This window comes from Paenibacillus gallinarum, from assembly GCF_014836635.1.
GTDB classification, from domain to species: domain Bacteria; phylum Bacillota; class Bacilli; order Paenibacillales; family Paenibacillaceae; genus Paenibacillus; species Paenibacillus gallinarum.
Window position 1 is genome coordinate 338,251 of the sequence record NZ_JACSQL010000002.1, and the last position, 18,443, is coordinate 356,693.

The 18,443-nt window shown below is 40.1% G+C and carries 23 protein-coding genes and 1 tRNA gene; 20 read left to right on the forward strand and 4 right to left on the reverse strand.

All coding sequences use genetic code 11. The annotated features are described in order from the left end of the window. Window positions 1–342: 342 nt before the first annotated feature. The 9 genes from H9647_RS06425 to H9647_RS06465 all read left to right on the forward strand — a co-directional run bounded on the left by H9647_RS06425 (window position 343) and on the right by H9647_RS06465 (window position 8,425). A complete protein-coding gene (locus H9647_RS06425) occupies window positions 343–2,010 on the forward strand; it encodes a GspE/PulE family protein (RefSeq protein ID WP_191798932.1) in 1,668 nt (555 codons plus the stop codon). A 14-nt stretch (window positions 2,011–2,024) separates the two neighbouring features. Continuing rightward, entirely contained in the window at window positions 2,025–3,071 is a 1,047-nt protein-coding gene (locus H9647_RS06430) for a type IV pilus twitching motility protein PilT (protein WP_191798933.1), read from the forward strand. Further along, window positions 3,068–4,273 (forward strand): type II secretion system F family protein, encoded by a 1,206-nt coding sequence (locus H9647_RS06435; protein ID WP_191798934.1) that lies wholly within the window; start codon window positions 3,068–3,070, stop codon window positions 4,271–4,273. The genes H9647_RS06430 and H9647_RS06435 overlap by 4 nt, the downstream gene beginning before the upstream one ends. Window positions 4,274–4,315: 42 nt before the next feature. Further along, on the forward strand, window positions 4,316–4,765 hold the full coding sequence (locus tag H9647_RS06440) for a prepilin-type N-terminal cleavage/methylation domain-containing protein (protein ID WP_191798935.1): 450 nt from the start codon (window positions 4,316–4,318) through the stop codon (window positions 4,763–4,765). 131 nt (window positions 4,766–4,896) lie between these two features. Continuing rightward, entirely contained in the window at window positions 4,897–5,631 is a 735-nt protein-coding gene (locus H9647_RS06445) for a prepilin peptidase (RefSeq protein ID WP_318245271.1), read from the forward strand. Between the two features lie 12 nt (window positions 5,632–5,643). Then, entirely contained in the window at window positions 5,644–7,203 is a 1,560-nt protein-coding gene (pilM, locus tag H9647_RS06450; protein ID WP_191798937.1) for a pilus assembly protein PilM, read from the forward strand. Next, window positions 7,187–7,774: a type 4a pilus biogenesis protein PilO gene (gene pilO / locus H9647_RS06455; protein ID WP_191798938.1), complete on the forward strand. Its 588-nt coding sequence runs from the start codon at window positions 7,187–7,189 to the stop codon at window positions 7,772–7,774. Before pilM ends, pilO begins: the two co-directional genes overlap by 17 nt. Window positions 7,775–7,911: 137 nt before the next feature. Next, window positions 7,912–8,115 carry a hypothetical protein gene (locus H9647_RS06460; RefSeq protein ID WP_191798939.1) on the forward strand — a complete coding sequence of 68 codons (204 nt, stop codon included), beginning with the start codon at window positions 7,912–7,914 and terminating at the stop codon, window positions 8,113–8,115. Window positions 8,116–8,128: 13 nt separating this feature from the next. Beyond that, window positions 8,129–8,425 carry a hypothetical protein gene (locus H9647_RS06465; protein ID WP_191798940.1) on the forward strand — a complete coding sequence of 99 codons (297 nt, stop codon included), beginning with the start codon at window positions 8,129–8,131 and terminating at the stop codon, window positions 8,423–8,425. Between the two features lie 14 nt (window positions 8,426–8,439). Here the strand turns inward: H9647_RS06465 and H9647_RS06470 are convergent, their stop codons facing one another. Together H9647_RS06470 and H9647_RS06475 are read right to left on the reverse strand one after the other, a co-directional pair. Next, the gene (locus tag H9647_RS06470; RefSeq protein WP_191798941.1) at window positions 8,440–8,661 is read right to left on the reverse strand and encodes a DUF2905 domain-containing protein; all 222 of its coding nucleotides are present in this window, start codon (window positions 8,659–8,661) and stop codon (window positions 8,440–8,442) included. A gap of 187 nt (window positions 8,662–8,848) precedes the next feature. Then, on the reverse strand, window positions 8,849–9,076 hold the full coding sequence (locus tag H9647_RS06475) for a hypothetical protein (protein WP_191798942.1): 228 nt from the start codon (window positions 9,074–9,076) through the stop codon (window positions 8,849–8,851). A gap of 517 nt (window positions 9,077–9,593) precedes the next feature. On the opposite strand from H9647_RS06475, the gene H9647_RS06480 reads away from it, so the two are divergent. The 11 genes from H9647_RS06480 to H9647_RS06525 all read left to right on the forward strand — a co-directional run bounded on the left by H9647_RS06480 (window position 9,594) and on the right by H9647_RS06525 (window position 16,015). Further along, the gene (locus H9647_RS06480; protein ID WP_191798943.1) at window positions 9,594–10,196 is read left to right on the forward strand and encodes a hypothetical protein; all 603 of its coding nucleotides are present in this window, start codon (window positions 9,594–9,596) and stop codon (window positions 10,194–10,196) included. 192 nt (window positions 10,197–10,388) lie between these two features. Then, window positions 10,389–11,279, forward strand: a complete 891-nt coding sequence (locus H9647_RS06485; RefSeq protein WP_225229114.1) for a GGDEF domain-containing protein — start codon at window positions 10,389–10,391, stop codon at window positions 11,277–11,279. 21 nt (window positions 11,280–11,300) lie between these two features. Beyond that, a complete protein-coding gene (locus H9647_RS06490; protein WP_191799478.1) occupies window positions 11,301–11,456 on the forward strand; it encodes a hypothetical protein in 156 nt (51 codons plus the stop codon). Next, the gene (locus H9647_RS06495; RefSeq protein WP_191798944.1) at window positions 11,449–12,747 is read left to right on the forward strand and encodes a glycosyltransferase family 2 protein; all 1,299 of its coding nucleotides are present in this window, start codon (window positions 11,449–11,451) and stop codon (window positions 12,745–12,747) included. The genes H9647_RS06490 and H9647_RS06495 overlap by 8 nt, the downstream gene beginning before the upstream one ends. A 48-nt stretch (window positions 12,748–12,795) precedes the next feature. Further along, on the forward strand, window positions 12,796–13,239 hold the full coding sequence (locus tag H9647_RS06500) for a hypothetical protein (RefSeq protein WP_191798945.1): 444 nt from the start codon (window positions 12,796–12,798) through the stop codon (window positions 13,237–13,239). A 171-nt stretch (window positions 13,240–13,410) separates the two neighbouring features. Then, window positions 13,411–13,496: transfer RNA gene (locus H9647_RS06505), tRNA-Leu, on the forward strand. A gap of 89 nt (window positions 13,497–13,585) precedes the next feature. Then, window positions 13,586–14,254, forward strand: a complete 669-nt coding sequence (locus H9647_RS06510) for a uracil-DNA glycosylase (RefSeq protein WP_191798946.1) — start codon at window positions 13,586–13,588, stop codon at window positions 14,252–14,254. Between the two features lie 12 nt (window positions 14,255–14,266). Next, window positions 14,267–14,695: an LSm family protein gene (locus H9647_RS06515; protein WP_191798947.1), complete on the forward strand. Its 429-nt coding sequence runs from the start codon at window positions 14,267–14,269 to the stop codon at window positions 14,693–14,695. A gap of 237 nt (window positions 14,696–14,932) precedes the next feature. After that, entirely contained in the window at window positions 14,933–15,328 is a 396-nt protein-coding gene (locus tag H9647_RS06520; RefSeq protein WP_225229115.1) for a WGxxGxxG family protein, read from the forward strand. Between the two features lie 111 nt (window positions 15,329–15,439). Then, window positions 15,440–15,565 carry a YjcZ family sporulation protein gene (locus H9647_RS25685; protein WP_225229116.1) on the forward strand — a complete coding sequence of 42 codons (126 nt, stop codon included), beginning with the start codon at window positions 15,440–15,442 and terminating at the stop codon, window positions 15,563–15,565. 129 nt (window positions 15,566–15,694) lie between these two features. Then, a complete protein-coding gene (locus H9647_RS06525) occupies window positions 15,695–16,015 on the forward strand; it encodes a hypothetical protein (protein WP_191798948.1) in 321 nt (106 codons plus the stop codon). Window positions 16,016–16,137: 122 nt separating this feature from the next. Here the strand turns inward: H9647_RS06525 and H9647_RS06530 are convergent, their stop codons facing one another. Further along, on the reverse strand, window positions 16,138–16,659 hold the full coding sequence (locus H9647_RS06530; RefSeq protein ID WP_191798949.1) for a DUF3231 family protein: 522 nt from the start codon (window positions 16,657–16,659) through the stop codon (window positions 16,138–16,140). A 478-nt stretch (window positions 16,660–17,137) separates the two neighbouring features. Next, the gene (locus H9647_RS06535; RefSeq protein ID WP_191798950.1) at window positions 17,138–18,442 is read right to left on the reverse strand and encodes a tyrosine-type recombinase/integrase; all 1,305 of its coding nucleotides are present in this window, start codon (window positions 18,440–18,442) and stop codon (window positions 17,138–17,140) included. Window position 18,443 lies beyond the last annotated feature (1 nt).

Genomic DNA, 18,443 nt, shown 5'->3' on the forward strand with positions numbered 1-18,443 from the left:
CTCCCCTCTCTTCATTGGAAAAAGACTGATGCATCATAGGAATAATTCATTATTTCTTCATCCCCATGTTTATTTATTAATCGTTGTAAACTCAAATATGATGTTTCTAAATACATTGTTTCAGGAATTTCTACATTGTAAATATTCCCAAAATATGATATATATCATTCTAGGACAAAATACATATCTAATCAATATATTAGTAGGTTTAAAGTATTATTATTTTGGTGTAATAGAGAAATGTATTTGGAATCGAGTGAGTAATTAGACTTGTTTCTACAGCCAAGTGATTGTTTTCATTGTTATTCAGAATTATAGCCAGGGTACTCGAGGTGATCTGTTATGACCGTTATTAAAAAAAGGCTGGGGGATTTGCTGGTCGAGAACGGAATTATCTCACAGCAACAATTACAAGAAGCGCTTGTAAAGCAGCGGGATCTAAAAATGAAACTTGGGGATTTACTTATCTCTCATGGTTACATTACAGAACAGCAGCTGATCGAAGTATTGGAATTCCAGCTAGGTATCCCTCATGTCAGTCTATTTAAATATCATATTGATCCTGCAATCACTCAGATTATTCCCGAAAGTATGGCTAAACGTCATCAAGTGCTGCCTTTTATGAAAGAAGGCGGGAAGCTTATGGTGGCTATGGTCGATCCACTCGACTATTTCGCAATTGAAGATTTGCGGATGACGACGGGATTTCGAATTGAACCCGCTATTTCAACACGGGATGATTTGCAGCGAGCGATTGCGAGGCATTATGGACTTCGCGACTCCATGAGTCAGATGATGGTGGAACTTCCCACTCAGGAAGAGTTTCAAGAAACAGAGATAACGGACGAAGCTTCTCCCATTGTCAGACTCGTCAATCAAATGATACAGCAAGCTGTGCAGTTAAAAGCCTCGGATATTCATATGGACCCGAGTGAAGATTATTTAGCAATCAGATACCGTATTGATGGGACACTGCGAACAGAACGTCAGGTTCCAAAACAGATGCAAGGATATATTACGGCGAGAATTAAAATCATGGCAGAGCTTAATATAGCGGAGCGAAGATTACCTCAAGATGGGCGGATGAAAATACAGCTGGATTATCGAATGATCGATATTCGGGTTTCCACACTTCCGACGATGCATGGCGAGAAGATTGTGCTTCGTCTTTTGGACCAATCATCAGGTGTAGAATCCCTTGATCAACTCGGGTTTAGTGAGAAGAATAGTGAGTTATTCAGACAGATGATTGAACGTCCATACGGTATTCTCCTTATTACAGGACCGACAGGAAGCGGGAAGACAACGACTCTTTATTCCGCTTTGAATCATCTGAACAAAGAAGACGTCAACATCATTACTATTGAGGACCCCGTGGAATATCAGCTTGAAGGAATTAATCAGGTGAATGTGAATTCAGGGGTTGGACTTACTTTTGCTGCGGGTCTTCGTTCCATTCTGAGACAAGATCCAAATGTCGTTATGGTCGGTGAAATTCGGGATACGGAGACAGCAGAGATTGCAGTTAGGGCCTCGTTAACCGGGCATCTTGTATTATCAACGCTTCATACAAACGATGCGATAAGTACCATCATGCGGCTTCGAGATATGGGAACTGAACCTTATCTTATTGCTTCTTCCTTGCTAGGGGTTGTCGCTCAGCGCCTTGTTCGAAAGATCTGTACTGAATGTAAAGAAGTGTATGTTCCTTCTGTGCAGGAATCGATTATTCTGCAAAATCACGGGATTAAAACAGGTCAATTATATGCAGGTAAAGGTTGTGGATACTGTAATAATACCGGTTATCGTGGGCGTGTAGCGATTCATGAAGTTCTGAAAATTGATGATGCGCTTGCTTCCCTGATTGCTTCCTCCGCATCGGTAGAAGAAGTGCGCTACATGGCTCAGCAGAAAGGGCTTGTTCACTTGATGACGGACGGCCTTATGAAAGTAGGAAGTGGAATTACGACGATTCAGGAGATCATGAGAGAGTCTGTTTCACATAGCTAGGAGGAACAAGGGAAATGCACAATCATAGTATCATCCATCTGCTCAGACTAGCTTATGAATCGGGTGCCTCTGATCTTCATATATCGCTTGATTCCCCACCTATCCTGCGTATTGATGGATTGCTGAAACCCGTGGAAGGTGAGTTTATTTCTTCAGAAGAGGCATGGGGAATGGCAGAATTCCTTCTTGGCACGAAAGGATATGAAGAATTTCAAGAACGGGGAGAACTGGATTTTGCTTATTCTCTCGAAGATGGACACCGGTTTCGCATCAATGTTTATAAACAGCGTGGTGAAGTTAGTATTGCCGCTCGCCTCATTTCTTCACAAGTAAAAGGGCTGGATGAACTGGGTTTACCCTCGGTGGTGCGCACGGTGGCTGAAAAATCACAAGGTCTCATTCTAGTAACAGGGAGAGCTGGAAGCGGTAAATCTTCTACGCTGGCTTCCATTATCGATTATATTAATCGCAATGAACGTAAGCATATTATTACGCTGGAAGATCCGATCGAGTACATACATACCAAAGGATCAAGTCTTGTGGAACAGAGAGAAGTAGGAACGGATACGTTGAGCTTTGCGAGTGGTCTAAGAGCAGCGCTTCGTCAAGATCCTGACGTTATTTTAGTAGGAGAAATGAGAGATTTAGAGACAATCACCGCAGCGGTTACCGCGGCAGAAACAGGACATTTGGTTCTTTCAACACTTCATACCACAGATGCACCGCAGACGATTGATCGGATCATGGATGCTTTTCCAGGACACCAGCAAGCCCAGATTCGTGCACAATTATCATCTGTTCTCGTTGCTGTCATATCACAGCGTCTGTTTCCAAAAGCGGAGGGGAAAGGCCGAGTATGTGCTGCTGAAGTGATGATTAATACGCCTGCCGTAGCCAATCTCATTCGCAGTGACAAAACGCATCAGATTAAAAGTGTGATGCAAACGTCAAAAGCATTTGGCATGCAGACGATGGAAATGGCTGTACGTGATCTTGTGAAAGAGGGACAAGTACTTGCTTCGAGTGCAAGGTCATATATGGCAGAGGTGAGTTCTGGATGAAACAATTTGAATATGTAATCAAGACAAACCGTGGGAAACAGATCCGCGGCAAACTGGGTGCTGCAGATAAAAAGACGGCAATGGAAGAACTTCGTAAACGAGATGTGACGGTATTCTCGCTAGAGGAAACGAAGCAAACCATTTTACAAATGGATATTTACATTGGAAATCCGGTAAAGCCGATTCATTTCATTATCTATTGCAGACAATTTGCCACTTTGATTCGGGCGGGTGTATCTATTGTTGATGCCAATCAGATTCTTACGGAACAGACGGAGAGCAAACCGCTGAAAAAAGCATTGTTTGATGTAAATTCGAGTCTGCTGAGAGGGATATCGTTTTCTCAAGCAGTGCAGGATCACAAGCGGATATTCCCACCTTTATTTGTCAGTATGATTCGGGCGGGTGAAGAAGCAGGTGATTTAGAAGGAACGCTTGATCGGCTTGCACTCTATTACGAGAAACAGCACAGTACAACCGAAAAGATCAAATCTGCACTCACCTATCCACTTACAGTGGGGATTATGGCGATTGCAGCCGTTGTATATTTACTGTGGGCGATTGTTCCTCAGTTTGTCACGATGTTCGAGTCCATGGATGCGGAGCTTCCGATCATTACACAGATGGTTCTTATGCTCAGTAACAGCATACAGCGTCAGTGGTACTTCTGGTTACTGGGTGTTCTGCTGATGATTATACTTTACCAGGTATGTAAGCGTACCGAGCGAGGGGCTTATCTGCTGGATTACCTCAAATTGAAGGTGCCTGTATTCGGTAAGTTGAATCAAAAAGGTTCCATTGCTCAGTTCACAAGAACGTTTGCTTCCTTGTATGCAAGTTCCGTGCCTGTGCTGCAGGCTTTGGCTATTGTTGAAGATATTTCAGGGAATAAAGTCATCGGTAAATACATTCACAGCGCAGGGGATTCACTTCGTCAAGGGAAGCCTTTATCTGAACCGTTAAAGAAAGCGTGGGTATTCCCGCCACTCGTTACGCAGATGATTGCGATTGGAGAAGAGACAGGGTCACTAGATCAAATGCTAGAAAAGGTAGCTGATTTTTACGAGATGGATATAGAGAATACAGTCGATCGGATGAAGTCTTTGCTGGAACCCCTGCTTATCGCTTTTTTAGCGGGTGTTGTTGGTATTATTGTAGCGTCAATTATGCTGCCGATGTTCAGTATCTACGGCAATATGTAGATTTTATATAACAAATAATAAGAGTGTGAAAGGGGATTTACCATGTTAACACAAGCACTGAAAGCAAGAAAAGCAAGACTCGCAGATGAGAAAGGTTTTACGTTGATTGAGTTGCTCGCTGTTATTGTTATTTTGGCTATTATCGCGGTTATTGCTATTCCGCTTATTGGTAATGTGATTGATAACTCGAAGGAAGATGGTGATATTGCTACTGCACGTCAAATTTATGATGCGGCAAGATTGTATGTTATAGGAGAAGAGGATGGGGTATTCGTTGATGCTGAAGTTCGATTACAAGATCTACAAACAAATGGATACATTGAAAATGGAATAGTTCTTCCTAGTTCTAAGGTGCCACTCGTTGGAGATACGACCATTGTCCTTTTTGACGCTGATGGTGCACTAAATAGTGTTACGCTTTCTGAGCCTCCTCATGGGAGAGATAATGGTCTGATTAATGCTCCTGAAATTATTGGAAACGAGACAGAATAGTAGATTCTAGATATATATTTAATAGATAATTAACTCCAACCTCAACATCCTACAGGAACCACGGGCAACATCCCTGGTTCCTGTTTCAAATTTAATGCGAAAGTGAACCGATTCCCATGACCCTTTTTATTGTGATATACGTATCAGTTCTTGGTCTCGTATTAGGCTCGTTTTTTAATGTAGTTGCACTCCGGGTACCTGTCGGAAAATCAATCATCAATCCGCCTTCTTGCTGCGGTAATTGCGGAACAAAACTATCAGCAGTTGATCTTATCCCTGTTGTCAGTTATCTCATTTCTCGTGGGAAATGTAGATATTGTGGTGATTCCTTATCTCTCTTATATCCAGCGGGAGAAGCACTTACGGGTTTACTTTATTTATGGATCATCTTGCGTTTTGGGGTTACGTCTGAGGGAATGATCGGCCTTCTGCTTGTTAGTCTGACTGTCATTGTTAGTCTATCTGATCTCAAATATATGAGAATTCCGAACAAAGTTTTGCTTTTCTTTGCGCCGTTACTATTACTGGGGGTTTTACTTTTTCCTACTCAGCCTTGGTGGGAGCATGTACTTAGCGGTTTGCTTGGAGGGGGAATCATCCTGCTATTCGCTCTACGGGGCGGAATGGGGATGGGGGATGTGAAATTATTTGCGATATGCGGATTCGTCCTTGGGGTTCCCGAGCTGATCCTTGCTTTTCTGATTGCCTGTTTACTAGGAACGGTCATTGGAGGAGGGATGATGCTGATCGGGCGAGTATCGCGCAAGCAACCCATACCTTTTGGTCCATGGCTGATGATCGGGACCTTAATCTCTTATGGCTATGGTTCCGAGATCATTCAGGGATACCTTTCACTTATCTTATAGGAGGATGCAACTATGCTGGGCAGAACGCAGAAATTAACCGGTCTTTCCATTGAACAATCCGGAATTCGCTATGTCCGTCTTGCGAAAAAAACAAAGGACATTGAGAAACATTTTTTTCTTCCTTTAGAACCGGGTGTCATGGAAGAGAATCAAATTCGGGATCGTGACACTCTATATACACAACTAAAAACAGCAGTTACAAATGAGAAGCTAAAAGGGACAGAAGTTTTCTTGTCTGTTCCGCCTTCACAGATGGTGATTCGTAAACTCTCTGTGCCAATCACGAATGGGAAACAGCTACAACAATTCATTCAATTAGAAGTGGAAACCGGCTTGCATCTGCCTTTTGAACATCCGGTCTATGATTCTATGGTAACGAGTACCGGAGATGAAGAGACGGAAATCCTTGTTTTTGCAACGCCGCGTGAAGTGATTCAAATGTATGTAGATGTGGTGGAGGAAGCGGGATTAAAAGTGGCTGGCGTAGAAATTTCGGGGACAGCACTCTCCCGGCTGATTACCTTCGGCACGACTAGAGAGTTTGGAGAGACAATGCTCATTCAGCTAGAGGCTTCCTATTTAGATGTATACATGTTTCGAAAAGGTCACTTGGTATTCATGCGTACTTTGAGTCTATATGATCTGGCTGAAGACGGGGGAGAAATATCCTCCTTAAAACTAGATGAGATTTCTGCTGAAATTGCTCGTATGCTTAATTTTTATCAATACAGTCTTCATGATGGCGAAGCACGTATTGAGGAAATCATCGTAACAGGGCAGGATCAATTAAGACAAACATTAACTTTTGAGCTGAGTACTTCTCTTCCAGAGATTCTTGTTACAGAAGAAGCATTCCTTCGGACGGGCACACAGTTACCTGTGGATGCAGATTATAATGAGTATCGATTAGCAGCAGGTGCTGCCCTTAAACCGATCGGAAGTTATAACATTAATATTTTTCCGCGAGAAGATAAAGAAGCACTTTACTTTCCTTACGTCGCTATGATTTTAGTCGGGGTCTGGATTATAGGAGTAGCAGCTACCGGAAGTTTTTATATCGTGAATAAAGGGGAAATAAGTAATCAGGAGCAGCGGATCACAACACTTCAAGAGCAGAGACAAAGTATAGAGGATGAGCTTCGGTTAGTAAATGTATCGGGTCTTAGTCCATTAGACCGTAAAGAAGTGATCCAGGAGATAAGGGAGTATCGAGATAGTCCGGTATCCATGCTAAAAGAACTTGAGCATCATCTGCCGCAGGGTGCGTTACTTAGAAATGTTGGATATACATATGGTTCGGCTATGGAAATCACGTTATATACACCGCAGATGGAACAGGCTTCTGAATATCTGAGTTCACTAAGAGAGATGTCTTTCGTTAAGGACGCAATGATTGCTAACCTGGCTAGACGTCAAACGAACCTTTCAGATGCAGCTCAAGAAAACGGGCAGTACACTGCCGTATATCAAGTTTCTTTAGACAGAGAAGTACAACCATCTGAAGAGTCAGTAGCAGGTGGATCGATGCCGGAAGATCAGGAGGAGGTGATCGGTGATGGAGCGGATAAATAAGTATAGATCTGTCATCGTACTTGCTTTACTTCTTGGTTTTGTTCTCGTATTTGCTTTTTATTGGTTAGGTCTTTCACCGACCATCGACAAGTTGGACGAACAGGGTCAGGAACTGGTTCAGCTCGAAGGAGAGAAGCAGCTGCTGCAAAACAAGCTTGACGAGATGAAAGGAAATGTGGAAGGACAGAATTCCATAGATCCAGAATGGGATGCATTACCGCAAAATGACATGGCAGATCAGTTGATATTAGATATCCGTGCTGTTAACGCACGATCGGAAGCTACGCTCAAAGCGATTGATTTCAATCTTACCCAATCTAATGAACTCCATCTTATGCTTAATGAAGAAGAGACGATGTATCCTCATATTCACGAAATAAAGATGAATGCAGATCTGGAGGGCACCTTATCACAGATTGAAAGCTGGATGAAAGAATTGGAATCCCTTCCGAGACTCATGAAGGTGGATTCATTTGCTTTACAGCACCGAAGCGAGTCGGGCAGTATGGCAGATCCTATTTTGACTGCTACTTTAGTTTTTACTAGCTATTACGAATCAGCCCCAAAGTAAAAGGAATATAAATAAAGCCCGCCTAATCTTCAATAACGGAAGAATGGCGGGTATTTTTATGTAAAATAAGGAGATTGCAAAGGAACATTTGTTCTTATATAATAAATGCAAACAAGTGTTCTGGTGAGGTGAAACATATGCCACGTAAATATATTGGCAGACAAGTGGAAATTGTATATTTAGATCGCCATGGGAAGGTAAGCCAGCGGAATATCGAGATTCACCAAATTCGTAATGGGAATATTTATTCGATATGTCTTTTTACAGGTGGGCCTCGTACATTTAATGAAGAGAACGTGCTGGCTTATCGGCCTGTAAGAACGGCAGCAAGAACAGCCTAAGGAGTTGAAGAGGATGTTACCTGATTTTGAGCGTAAACTATTACGGATTTTAGTTAATTTTAGTGGGCAGCGTGGCCGAATGCCTGCGATCTCAGAATTAGAAATAAAGACGGGAAAATCATGGACTCAAATTCGTGAGGCACTTGCGGAACTGGAGAGGAATCAGTTTATTGTATGGAAAGATAAGTCGAGTACTCGTGGAATTCTTATTATTGAGGGTTGGGAACCGCTAGAGGAAAGCAATCATCTTGCACCGAGTATTCGGCCGATTACAAGTGGAAATGGGCTCGACTACTGGACTCTATACTAGAGGTGATCTAAGTGTCATTTCATGAAATAACGAACAATCCAGGATATGACACTAAGAAGTACGCTGATTACGATACATGTAATCACTGGAAAATAGAATGTGAAATTCCCTTTCTCCACATGAATATCACCTGGTAGTCGTCCAATCGAAATAAATCTACCTACAAACATCCAAATGACACCTGCTGCAATGAGTGCGATGCCTGCTAAGATGAGCAGTTTCGGGATATTATTCATTACGAGTGTACCCTCCCTAACTTTACTTATTTGATTCCTGTCATTTGCTTAACATATCCATCAGTATCTATAGGATATTCAGAGATTTCCTAGTTTTTAATCTTAATAAATGTATACAAATAAATAAAGCCGGAAGAGTAACCTCCCGACTTTATCCTATGATTTCGTTCAAATAATTGCATTTAGATTAGCGAGTACAAGTTTGAAAGGTTTTTTTAGATCTTTTTATGCTTAGAATTCTCGTGACCTGTTCTACTTCCTCATACGGAATCCACACAGGTCCAAATGTTGTACGAAGGATAAGACGAGAAGGGTGGTCGGTTTCCACCGGAAAGCCCGAGATCGTTTCCCCATTTTTACTTTTCACTATGATTTCTTGATTTCGTTTGATGGCAATCGCCGCTTCTTTGTTCATAAGCCTATTCTCCTATGCAGATCGTAATAAGTACATAATACAGGTCTTCGTGCATCTAAAAAAAGATACTTTGTACACATGCAGTTTACTTTTCGTCTCTACAAGTAGTCTAACAGAACTAGTTCCATATTTCTACAAATATCCAAAAAAGAATCTTAATTTAAATTAAACCGCTTTCATTATTTCTAAACAAGGGTCAGAATAAATGTTTTGCGTATAGTTTACAAAAGAGAAGAAAGTTTAAGAATAGGATATAGATGGTTATAAGAAACGAAGAGGAGGTAAGGATGGATGAATATACACGGGTGGTATATTATTTTCTTGGCGGTTATAATAGCACTTGGTATTGGCGGGATGGCTTGGTGGATTCATTTAATAAGTAAAAAGAAAAGTTACAAAGAGGAATAATAGCCAAAATGTCATCTTCTTAAGTGCAAGGGTCCAAACTACATAATTTTCAATGGTATGAACCCTTAATTACGATCGATACTAACAAACAACATGAAGGGAAGATAGAATGAATACTTTTAAATTATTTAAAATGACTGCTGTTTTGAGTTTTATGCTGATGATTGCTGCTTGTGGAACAAATGAGGTGCAGGATACTTCAAGTACTAATAAGACGAATCCTCAAGAAAATCAAGTAGAAGAAACGAACGATAAGGCTATCGAAGAAACTAGTGATGAGGCTGTAGAAGAAGAGAAAGTAAATGATGATGTAGTAAAAGAAGAAAAAGTAAATGATGAGGTTGGAGAAGAAAAAGTTGTGAAAGAAGATTTAGCTAGTGCGGAATCCAACAATGAAGCGAATGAGCAAATCTCTGCCTATCCTTTTCTTGTATGGGCTGACGGAGGTACATTCAAAATTCTTACCGAAGAAAACCTTCCTGATAAGTTAAAAGGAAAAAAACTAGGTGAAGTGTCTTCCACACTAACAGACGAAGAAGTAGGTAATTTAGAACAGGGACAAACCTATGAAAAGCTGGATCGTGCGGATGGACAAAGTAATTATTTGAAAAAAGGTGCTGCTATTTATCAGCTTAAAAAAGCGGATGCGAGTGAAGTAGTCCTTGTGGAAAATAACGGACTAGTCTATAAGGCAGTTCGGATTGGTAATTAACGTAATCTAATAGTAAAAGTGCATGAACGAAGAATTTTTTAACGTCCACTATTTTAGTGGGCGTTTTTTCATTGCTTACTTCCAGATATCTTTTATTGTATAAATTCGAATTGGAATGATATAATCTTGTAGAAATTTGTTGTTTTTTAAATTTATGTCTGCAACAATTGCGTTAATATGAAAATATATTAAATGGTGTTGAAGAAAATGATGAATCTATTCGTTCGTTACAAAGCAGCATTTGGTTATACCTTGCTAATACTTCTTTTGATATTACAGCAAGTCGGAATTTTTATGCATGTTTCTCAGGAACAAGGTTTTACAACAATGGAACTTCTTGTTAGTAGCCTGTCGCTGATTGCTTTGTTACTTGGTTTTTTGGTTTCGGGAGGCATTACGGCGGTATGTGTCTTCGTCTTTATGGTAGCTTATTTTGTATGGCTGGTAACGCTAGCAGATGCGAATTGGATCACCTTGCAGTCTTTTCTATGGATTCCAGGAAGCATGGTAGTAGCATCCGTTATTCGAGAGGGATTAATACAGCAGAAACAACTAGCCAAGCGAATCGAAGACCTGCGTTTACGAAATCCAGAGGTGGATGTTGATACATCGTTGGGAAACACAGAGGCTTTCAAGGATACGCTGATAAAACAGACAAATCTAGCGAATCGATATTCAGATCAATATCATTTTTGTATTGCGATATTTAAGATTGAATTCCTGCCTTTAGTTCGTGAAACCCTTGGTTCAGGGGGATATGCAGAACTGCTCTTAGAACTATCAGACACAATACAAACGCATATAAGATATGAAGATTATAAGTTCTATGTGGGTAAAGGACGATTTATTGTTATCTTCCCTCTTACAAAGAAAGAACACTTAAGATCGCTAACCGAGCGAATTAAAAATGCGCTCATGGATGTTAAACTTCTCAGCCGAAAAGATAAGGAGCTTAATCTCATTATTCGCTCCGGAGCACTTGTTTTCTCAAAAGATCAATTTAACGATTATGAAGATTTTGAAGCAGTGATTGCTGCTTTGGAACGGAATGCGGAAACTGATTTGATAGGTGAGTATATCTAATTTGTTAATTCTATAGAAAGAATGGTGATGAATATGTCTTATAACAGCTGGTTTGTCCCATTGTGCATCTTTATAAGTATCGTTTTCGGAGTTGCTATTTTCTTTATTACGATTAATACGCTGATCTTGCGCAGAAAAACGACGAATAAGTATAACCGGAGGAAAATCAGTGGGTGATTTTTTGCTCATTCCAGCGATAATTAGTATCTGGATTTCGGTCTTTATATCTATTCTTATGATGATTGGCGCACAGCGTTTTATAATACGACAAAGTAAGAAAGAGCTCGTCATTCCTTCCATTTCAGAACAGGCTCCAAAAGTTACGGTGATGGTTCCCGCCCATAATGAAGAGTTAGTTATTCAAATGACGGTTGAACATATTTTAAGAATGAATTATCCGCATGATAAACTACAAGTCATTGTAATAGCGGACAACTGTACAGATAACACGGCTAAGAAGCTCTATGATCTTAGAAATCATCCCGATTATCAGTCAAGGGATTTTATGATTATGGAGAGAAAGGGTACGGGAGGAAAATCGGGAGCTCTAAATGATGCACTTTCGCATGCTAAAGGGGAGTGGATTTGTATTTATGATGCAGATGCGGCTCCAGAGCGCAATGCACTCTTGTTTTTGGTCGATAAAGCATTAGAGGATCCGGAAACCTATGGAGCAGTATTTGGTCGTAATAAGGCTCGGAACAGAGCTCAGAACTTTCTGTCTAGATGTATAAATCTCGAACTTGTCACTGCGCAGCGAATTTATCACACAGGAATGTGGGAGTTATTTAAGCTCGGTACCATTCCAGGAACCAATTTTATTATAAAAACAGAATTGATTCGTGAAATCGGCGGTTGGGATGAAGACGCAATTACCGAAGACACAGCAATATCTTTTGATATTTTATCACGAGGTCAGCTCATAGCGCTGGCACCACAGGCAGAAGCATATCAACAAGAGCCTGAAGATTTACGAGTTTACATGAAACAGCGCGAACGATGGGCTAAAGGAAATTACAGTGTTGTGATGGATCATATTCTCGAACTTTTTAAACCGTCGTCCAGCTGGCGGGTTAAAGTTCAGATCCTTTATTATGGAACCAGTTATTTTTGGTTTTTACTTGCGATCCTTGTATCCGATATTCTTTTTGTTATTAATGTGGTGTATCAGGTCTTATTTTTGTTTGGGATGGACGTCGTCATGCCGTTTCAGTTCTCCTCTGATGTGTATATCTTCTTAATGATTGCATGGGCACTGATGTATTATTTGTATGTACTTCAAATTAACTTGGCGCTCGCTACAGACTATGGGCAAAGTAACACACGGAATTTTGTGCTTGCTTGTATTTCTTACTTTACGTATGCACAGCTATTTCTTATTATTTCCCTTAAAGCATTCTTCTCCATTTTGCTGGATAAAGTGTTTAAGCGGAAATCCAAATGGTATAAAACAGAGCGGTTTGGTTGATCGATCCGTAAGAGATAAGCTAAAAATCTGATATAAAGAGAGAGTGGTATGGGGATTTTAATTGAATTATATTTTTCGGGCAACGGCAATAGTGATGATATGAAGACGTTTGGCCTCATTTTCATATACTACGCCGTTGTCACTATGCTGCTCCTTCACGTTATATTGAAAAGAACGCATGAACAAGTATCTAAAATACGATTTATATCTGGAACCTTACTTTTATATATCATGGCAATTATTCTGTTAGACCCTGTTCTTATCATGATAAGCGGGCTCGATACGGTGGTGCAGAGTCCTGGAGCCGGTTTGCTGGCGATATTCCTTGTCATGCTGCCTATTGTGGTCTTTTTCTTCTATCTTATTAATGTCTTTGTATATCGGACAAAAGATAAGCAGAAAGTATTGTACTTGTTTATGGCTGCTCAGCCCATAGTAGCTATTCTCTTTCTGATTCTATTAACGGTAGGGAGTTTTTTTTGTTTAATCTAATTATTTTAGAGTTGCGAATTCGTAGGTTTTAGTATGATGAATATTTTTTTAGAAAAGTGTTGTATATTATTAATAAGCATGTTATAATAAATTTCGCAGGATTTTTGAAGTATATTAGCACTTCGATAACTCAAAAAATCGGTGTATATGCGCAAGATAAGCGCTATATATGCCGGGGTGGCGGAATTGGCAGACGCACAGGACTTAAAATCCTGCGGTAGGTGACTACCGTACCGGTTCGATCCCGGTCCTCGGCATCTTATATGAATGAGCTGGCTCCTTAGTGGAGACCAGCTTATTTTTTTACAAGTTTCCATTTATTCTTACTGCGAAAGGAAGATACTCCATGTTCAATAATGACTGGGATTCTATTTTACAAGATGAGATGAACAAGGAATATATACAAGAGCTTCGCACCGCACTTACTGTAGAATATAAAACGGAGCATGTATTTCCACCAAAAGAGGAAATTTTCAATGCATTAAAGTTTACTTCTTATTCCAATACCCGAGTGGTTATCCTTGGACAAGATCCTTATCATGGACAAGGTCAGGCAGAAGGACTGAGTTTTTCTGTTAAAAAAGGGGTGAAGATTCCTCCTTCGTTACGGAATATATATAAAGAATTACATGCGGATCTAGGAATAACGATTCCTTCCCATGGTTCACTCAAACATTGGGCAAAAGAAGGGGTATTATTATTAAATAATGTACTAACCGTACGAGAAGGTCAGCCTAATTCGCATAAGGGTCTCGGATGGGAACAATTCACAGATGCTGTCATTGGAAAAATAAATGAGCGCAATCAGCCGGCTGTATTTATGCTCTGGGGAAATCATGCTCAGAAAAAAGGAGCCTTTATTGATCGTTCTCGTCATTTGGTGATTGAATCTTCGCATCCTAGCCCGCTTGCTGCTCGGCATGGTTTTATAGGAAGCAGACCTTTTTCAAAAGCAAATCAGTTTCTAGAATCAAAAGGGATGAAGCCCGTCGATTGGGTAATTCCAGAAGGTTAGAAAGGAGGGTGAATGATGCAACACTGGATTGGTCGCAGGGTTATCGTAGACCGAATGGATGGTCGCAAAGACCCTGTACAAGGAATACTGCTCAAATGGGATGACGAAGCTCAATTAGTGGTTGTGGGTGCTAAGCGGATCAAGATTCCTTTTGCTCAGATTGCAAGAATTCACGCTCTTCCTGAGGATGCGCACGGACGTGGGAAAAGGAAAGCACGTTCATCTTTACACTCGGTAGGTTATATTATGAGACAACCACTCCAATTTGATAATGCCATTTATTTCAGATCGGCAGTTACCATTTGGAAAGGGCCCAAACTGATTGCTTATCGGGCTGTCATTATATCCCATGATCAAACTTATGTAGAGCTGGAAGATGGAGAGAAATTTGAGAAAGAGCTTTATACCTTTGTCGTTCGGTCCCGGCGTGGCCATCGGTAATTGTGCACTTTTAATGTTATTTTTAGGTTGTTATCATCTTATTTTAAGGATGGGGTTTTATGATAATAACAGTATTCCCCCCCTTTAAATACGGTATATACGAAAAACTCACCGGCTGCAAACGGTGAGTTTTTTTTTGTGCCACCTTTATCCTCCAGTAGCTTTGTCGAATAAGTTTTTTTGCTGAAGGGGAATCTATAATCGCAACCAAAACTTATATGGAGGTGTATGACTGTTATGAAAAAGAAAATGGCAACCATGCTCGCAGCAGCAAGTATCTCTATGGTTATTGCAGTCCCAGCTATGGCTGAAAGCAGTCACATGAAAACTAATTCTACAACGAATCAGGGTAATGAGACGAAGGGCCACTATGATTCAAAAAGCTACAATGATTCTCTTCCGGGTGGATACTCCAACATGTCTCGTACCCGTAACCTGAATGACAACATGAATAACACAAACGGCTACAATGGATATGGTACAGGTACAGGAACGTACGGTACAAATAGTGTAAATGCAAATTCTGCAGACGACAACAATGGCAACTGGGGCTGGCTTGGATTGCTCGGTCTGCTCGGTTTAGCTGGTATGCGCCGAGAGAAGCATGAAGGCAAACCACAACACGCGAAATAACGAAGGACATGATCTGGAGAAAGTTTTAGAACCAAAATAGACTTCTGCCCTGCCACATTCCGGCTTTGATCATATATTATCTCATACCTTAGTGATAAGGAGGAGACGACAATGAGCGAAGTATCTGGATACGGATATGGTTACGGTGGAGGATACGGCGGTGGATGGACTTCAATTGGAGCAATCCTTGTTCTTTTCATCCTGTTGGTTATCATTTCTAAAACAATTCTTTACTAAGCAATAGAAAGAGGGCACCGGCTAAAAACGGGTGCTCTTCTTTTTTTTGTGGAAACCGTGATTTGACCGTACGTTTTGGTTTATATATACATAGCAAGATGGATGAATGAAAGGGAAGGATGAATAAGAGTGGAACAAGAAGACTTAGAAGTATGGGAAAGAGAAATTAGCAGCCGTGTTGAATATCTGGAACAGGAAGCCGAAAAACTGGAACAACGAATTAAAAAAGCGGAATATAAGGACTACATTATGAGCAGTGCGATGAACAAATTTACTGATGATGAAGCACAGGTCGATTTTATCAAACACAATTATCTGAATGAATCTAATGAAACCGTAAAATCGCTGAACGAAGAATATGAAGTAATCATAAAAGAGTTGAAATTTCAAAATGCGGTGCTCCAGCAAATTGAACGAGCGAATGCAGCATTGAAGGAGGAAGAAGACTAACTGTTCGGCTTTTTTTATACTCTTCCCATAGATTAAAAATAAAAAAGACTGTAGGCACTAGTCTAGGCTAGTTATCTACAGTCTTAGTTACATCATGAAGTTAAAGCTTCTTACATAAAAGACTATTCTACAACAGCATCATCAGGACGTTTATATTGAAGCGGCGGAGGGATCAGCCAGCCTTTTTTCTTCGTTAATTCGAGTATACGTACACCGAAAGCTGTTTTCGTTACATGATACTTCGCGAATAGAGCACCTATATCTTCTCTAATCGATTGTCCAATTGCTTGGCTGCATGCAACCAGTCCAATGGAATTATCAGCAGCGATTTTGGCGGCGATCTCTGGATCGGTAAATCTTGCACCTGGAGGAATATCTTCGAGTTTTACCTGTGGTCTTTCCGGTAAAATGGGGGCGGTAGGAATCCCGTTTTTCACTAGAAGTTGGTCACATTCCTTCATTTCTAATCTGGCTTGATCAATTAAATCCTCTAATACTTTTTTAAGTTCTTTATCTCCTGCATGATTAAGAAAAGCTTGATAGCAAGATACAGCTCCTCTAGCTGTCAAAGCACTTTGCCAAGTGCTAAAAATCTCTCCAAAATGCATTGGTTCTTCTTTAGGATTCCCACTGAGAATACCCATTGAATAGATCACTCCCCTGTATAAATTTCATTTTCCTACAGGAATAGTATGCCGTTATAAAAAGCTTAATATGAATAAATAGGGTTGCAATGTTATGGAAGTTTTTTTGATGATACTAGAGAAGTTTGCAGAAAGACAGAAGGAAGTCCTTACATAAAGGTTGTCTTTACAGTATGGTCAAGCAAAAGGTATCCTGTGTTTTACGAGAAGACGAAGATGATTCTGTTACGAATGGAGCTGGAACGAGCAGGGGGAGTTAAACAGATGCTTTTTCATATAAAAAAACCATGAAACAATTACTGCTTCATGGTTTTTTTTGTGAAAGTAATATCATTATTAAAAAGTATGATCTGTAGTGGGCTCGAACCACTGACCCCTACCCTGTCAAAGTAAATGCGTACGTCAGTTATAAACAGGTGATACCCTTCAAAAGCCATTAAATCAATGTTTTTTAGAATTGTTGTCAGGTGTAAAACGATTATTTAATGAGCCTTAGTTTTGTTTTCTCCCCCAATTCTCCCCCGAATTCCTCCCCCGGGGGATTATCGAACTGTGGAGCAAATTTATCATACTTACCTGCTGTTTTCTTTTTCACTTTTTTAGTTAAGTGAACATAGATATCTGCAGTTGTTGATAATCGAGAGTGGCCAAGTCTTTCTTGGATTGCTTTCAGTATTGAATCAAAATTGTTCTCATCTTCATCTTCGAGAAGTAGTGTACCTGAACTATGTCTTAGTCCATGGAATTTTATAAACCTAATGTCGTGTCTTTTGCAAAATCTCTTCCACCACTTATAGGGGTGCTGATAATAATATGGGGAACCTGTTCCATTATGGAAAACAAACATTCTGTCTTCTCCAGTCCATTTCGTCCCCAATTTTTCTTTTTCGCGCAACCATTCATCATGGTATTTTTTCATCTCATCCATATACCATGTGGGCATGTCCACTGATCGGTAAGAGGCGATTGATTTAGGGCTTTTTTCTATTGCTGATCCCTTTATTGTAATTGGAATGTTATTCTCGACGGTAAGTGTTTGCTCTGTAAAATTTACATTATGCCATTCAAGAGCAAGGAGCTCCCCTCTTCGAAAGCCGCCAAACATAGATCCAAAGATCAATAACCTCCATTTTCTTGATTCCTTATATAGTGCATTCACAACTATTTGCGCTTCTGCTTCATCGTAGAATTGTGGATTACTTTTCTTTTCCATGAGTTTTTCTTTAGCTTTTTTCTCTTTAGGTTTAGCTACTCCATCCATAGGATTATCAGTAAGAACCTTCCATTCGGTTGCGCGTGTAAAAATATTTTTTAATACTCGATAAATATAATTAACGGTACCGACATCTAATGGTTTGTCTAATCCATCCTTGCGAGCTCCGTTTTTCTCCAGTTCTTTTATAAAACTTAAGAGATGGAGAGGTTTAATTTGATCAATTCTCATGTGACCAAAGTAAGGTAAAATTCTTGCTTTAATATGATTTTCATAGACGCTCAATGTAGATGGAGATAGAGCATCAGCAGCATATTTTTCTCGCCACTCATCAATGAACTGTGAGAACAACATTTTTTCGGGTGTTGAGTAATTACCGGAGAAAACTAAGTTTTCGAAAGACACTAGTTCCCTTTGCAGATACTTCTCTATTTTTTTTGTTGACTTCAATATCTCTGGATCATCAATTGTAATGTTTTTTCGTTCCCTAATTTGAGTATTATCAGGGTTGTACCCAGTTACAACAACTAATCTCCATTTATTGTTACCTCGTTTTTCTATATATCCCATA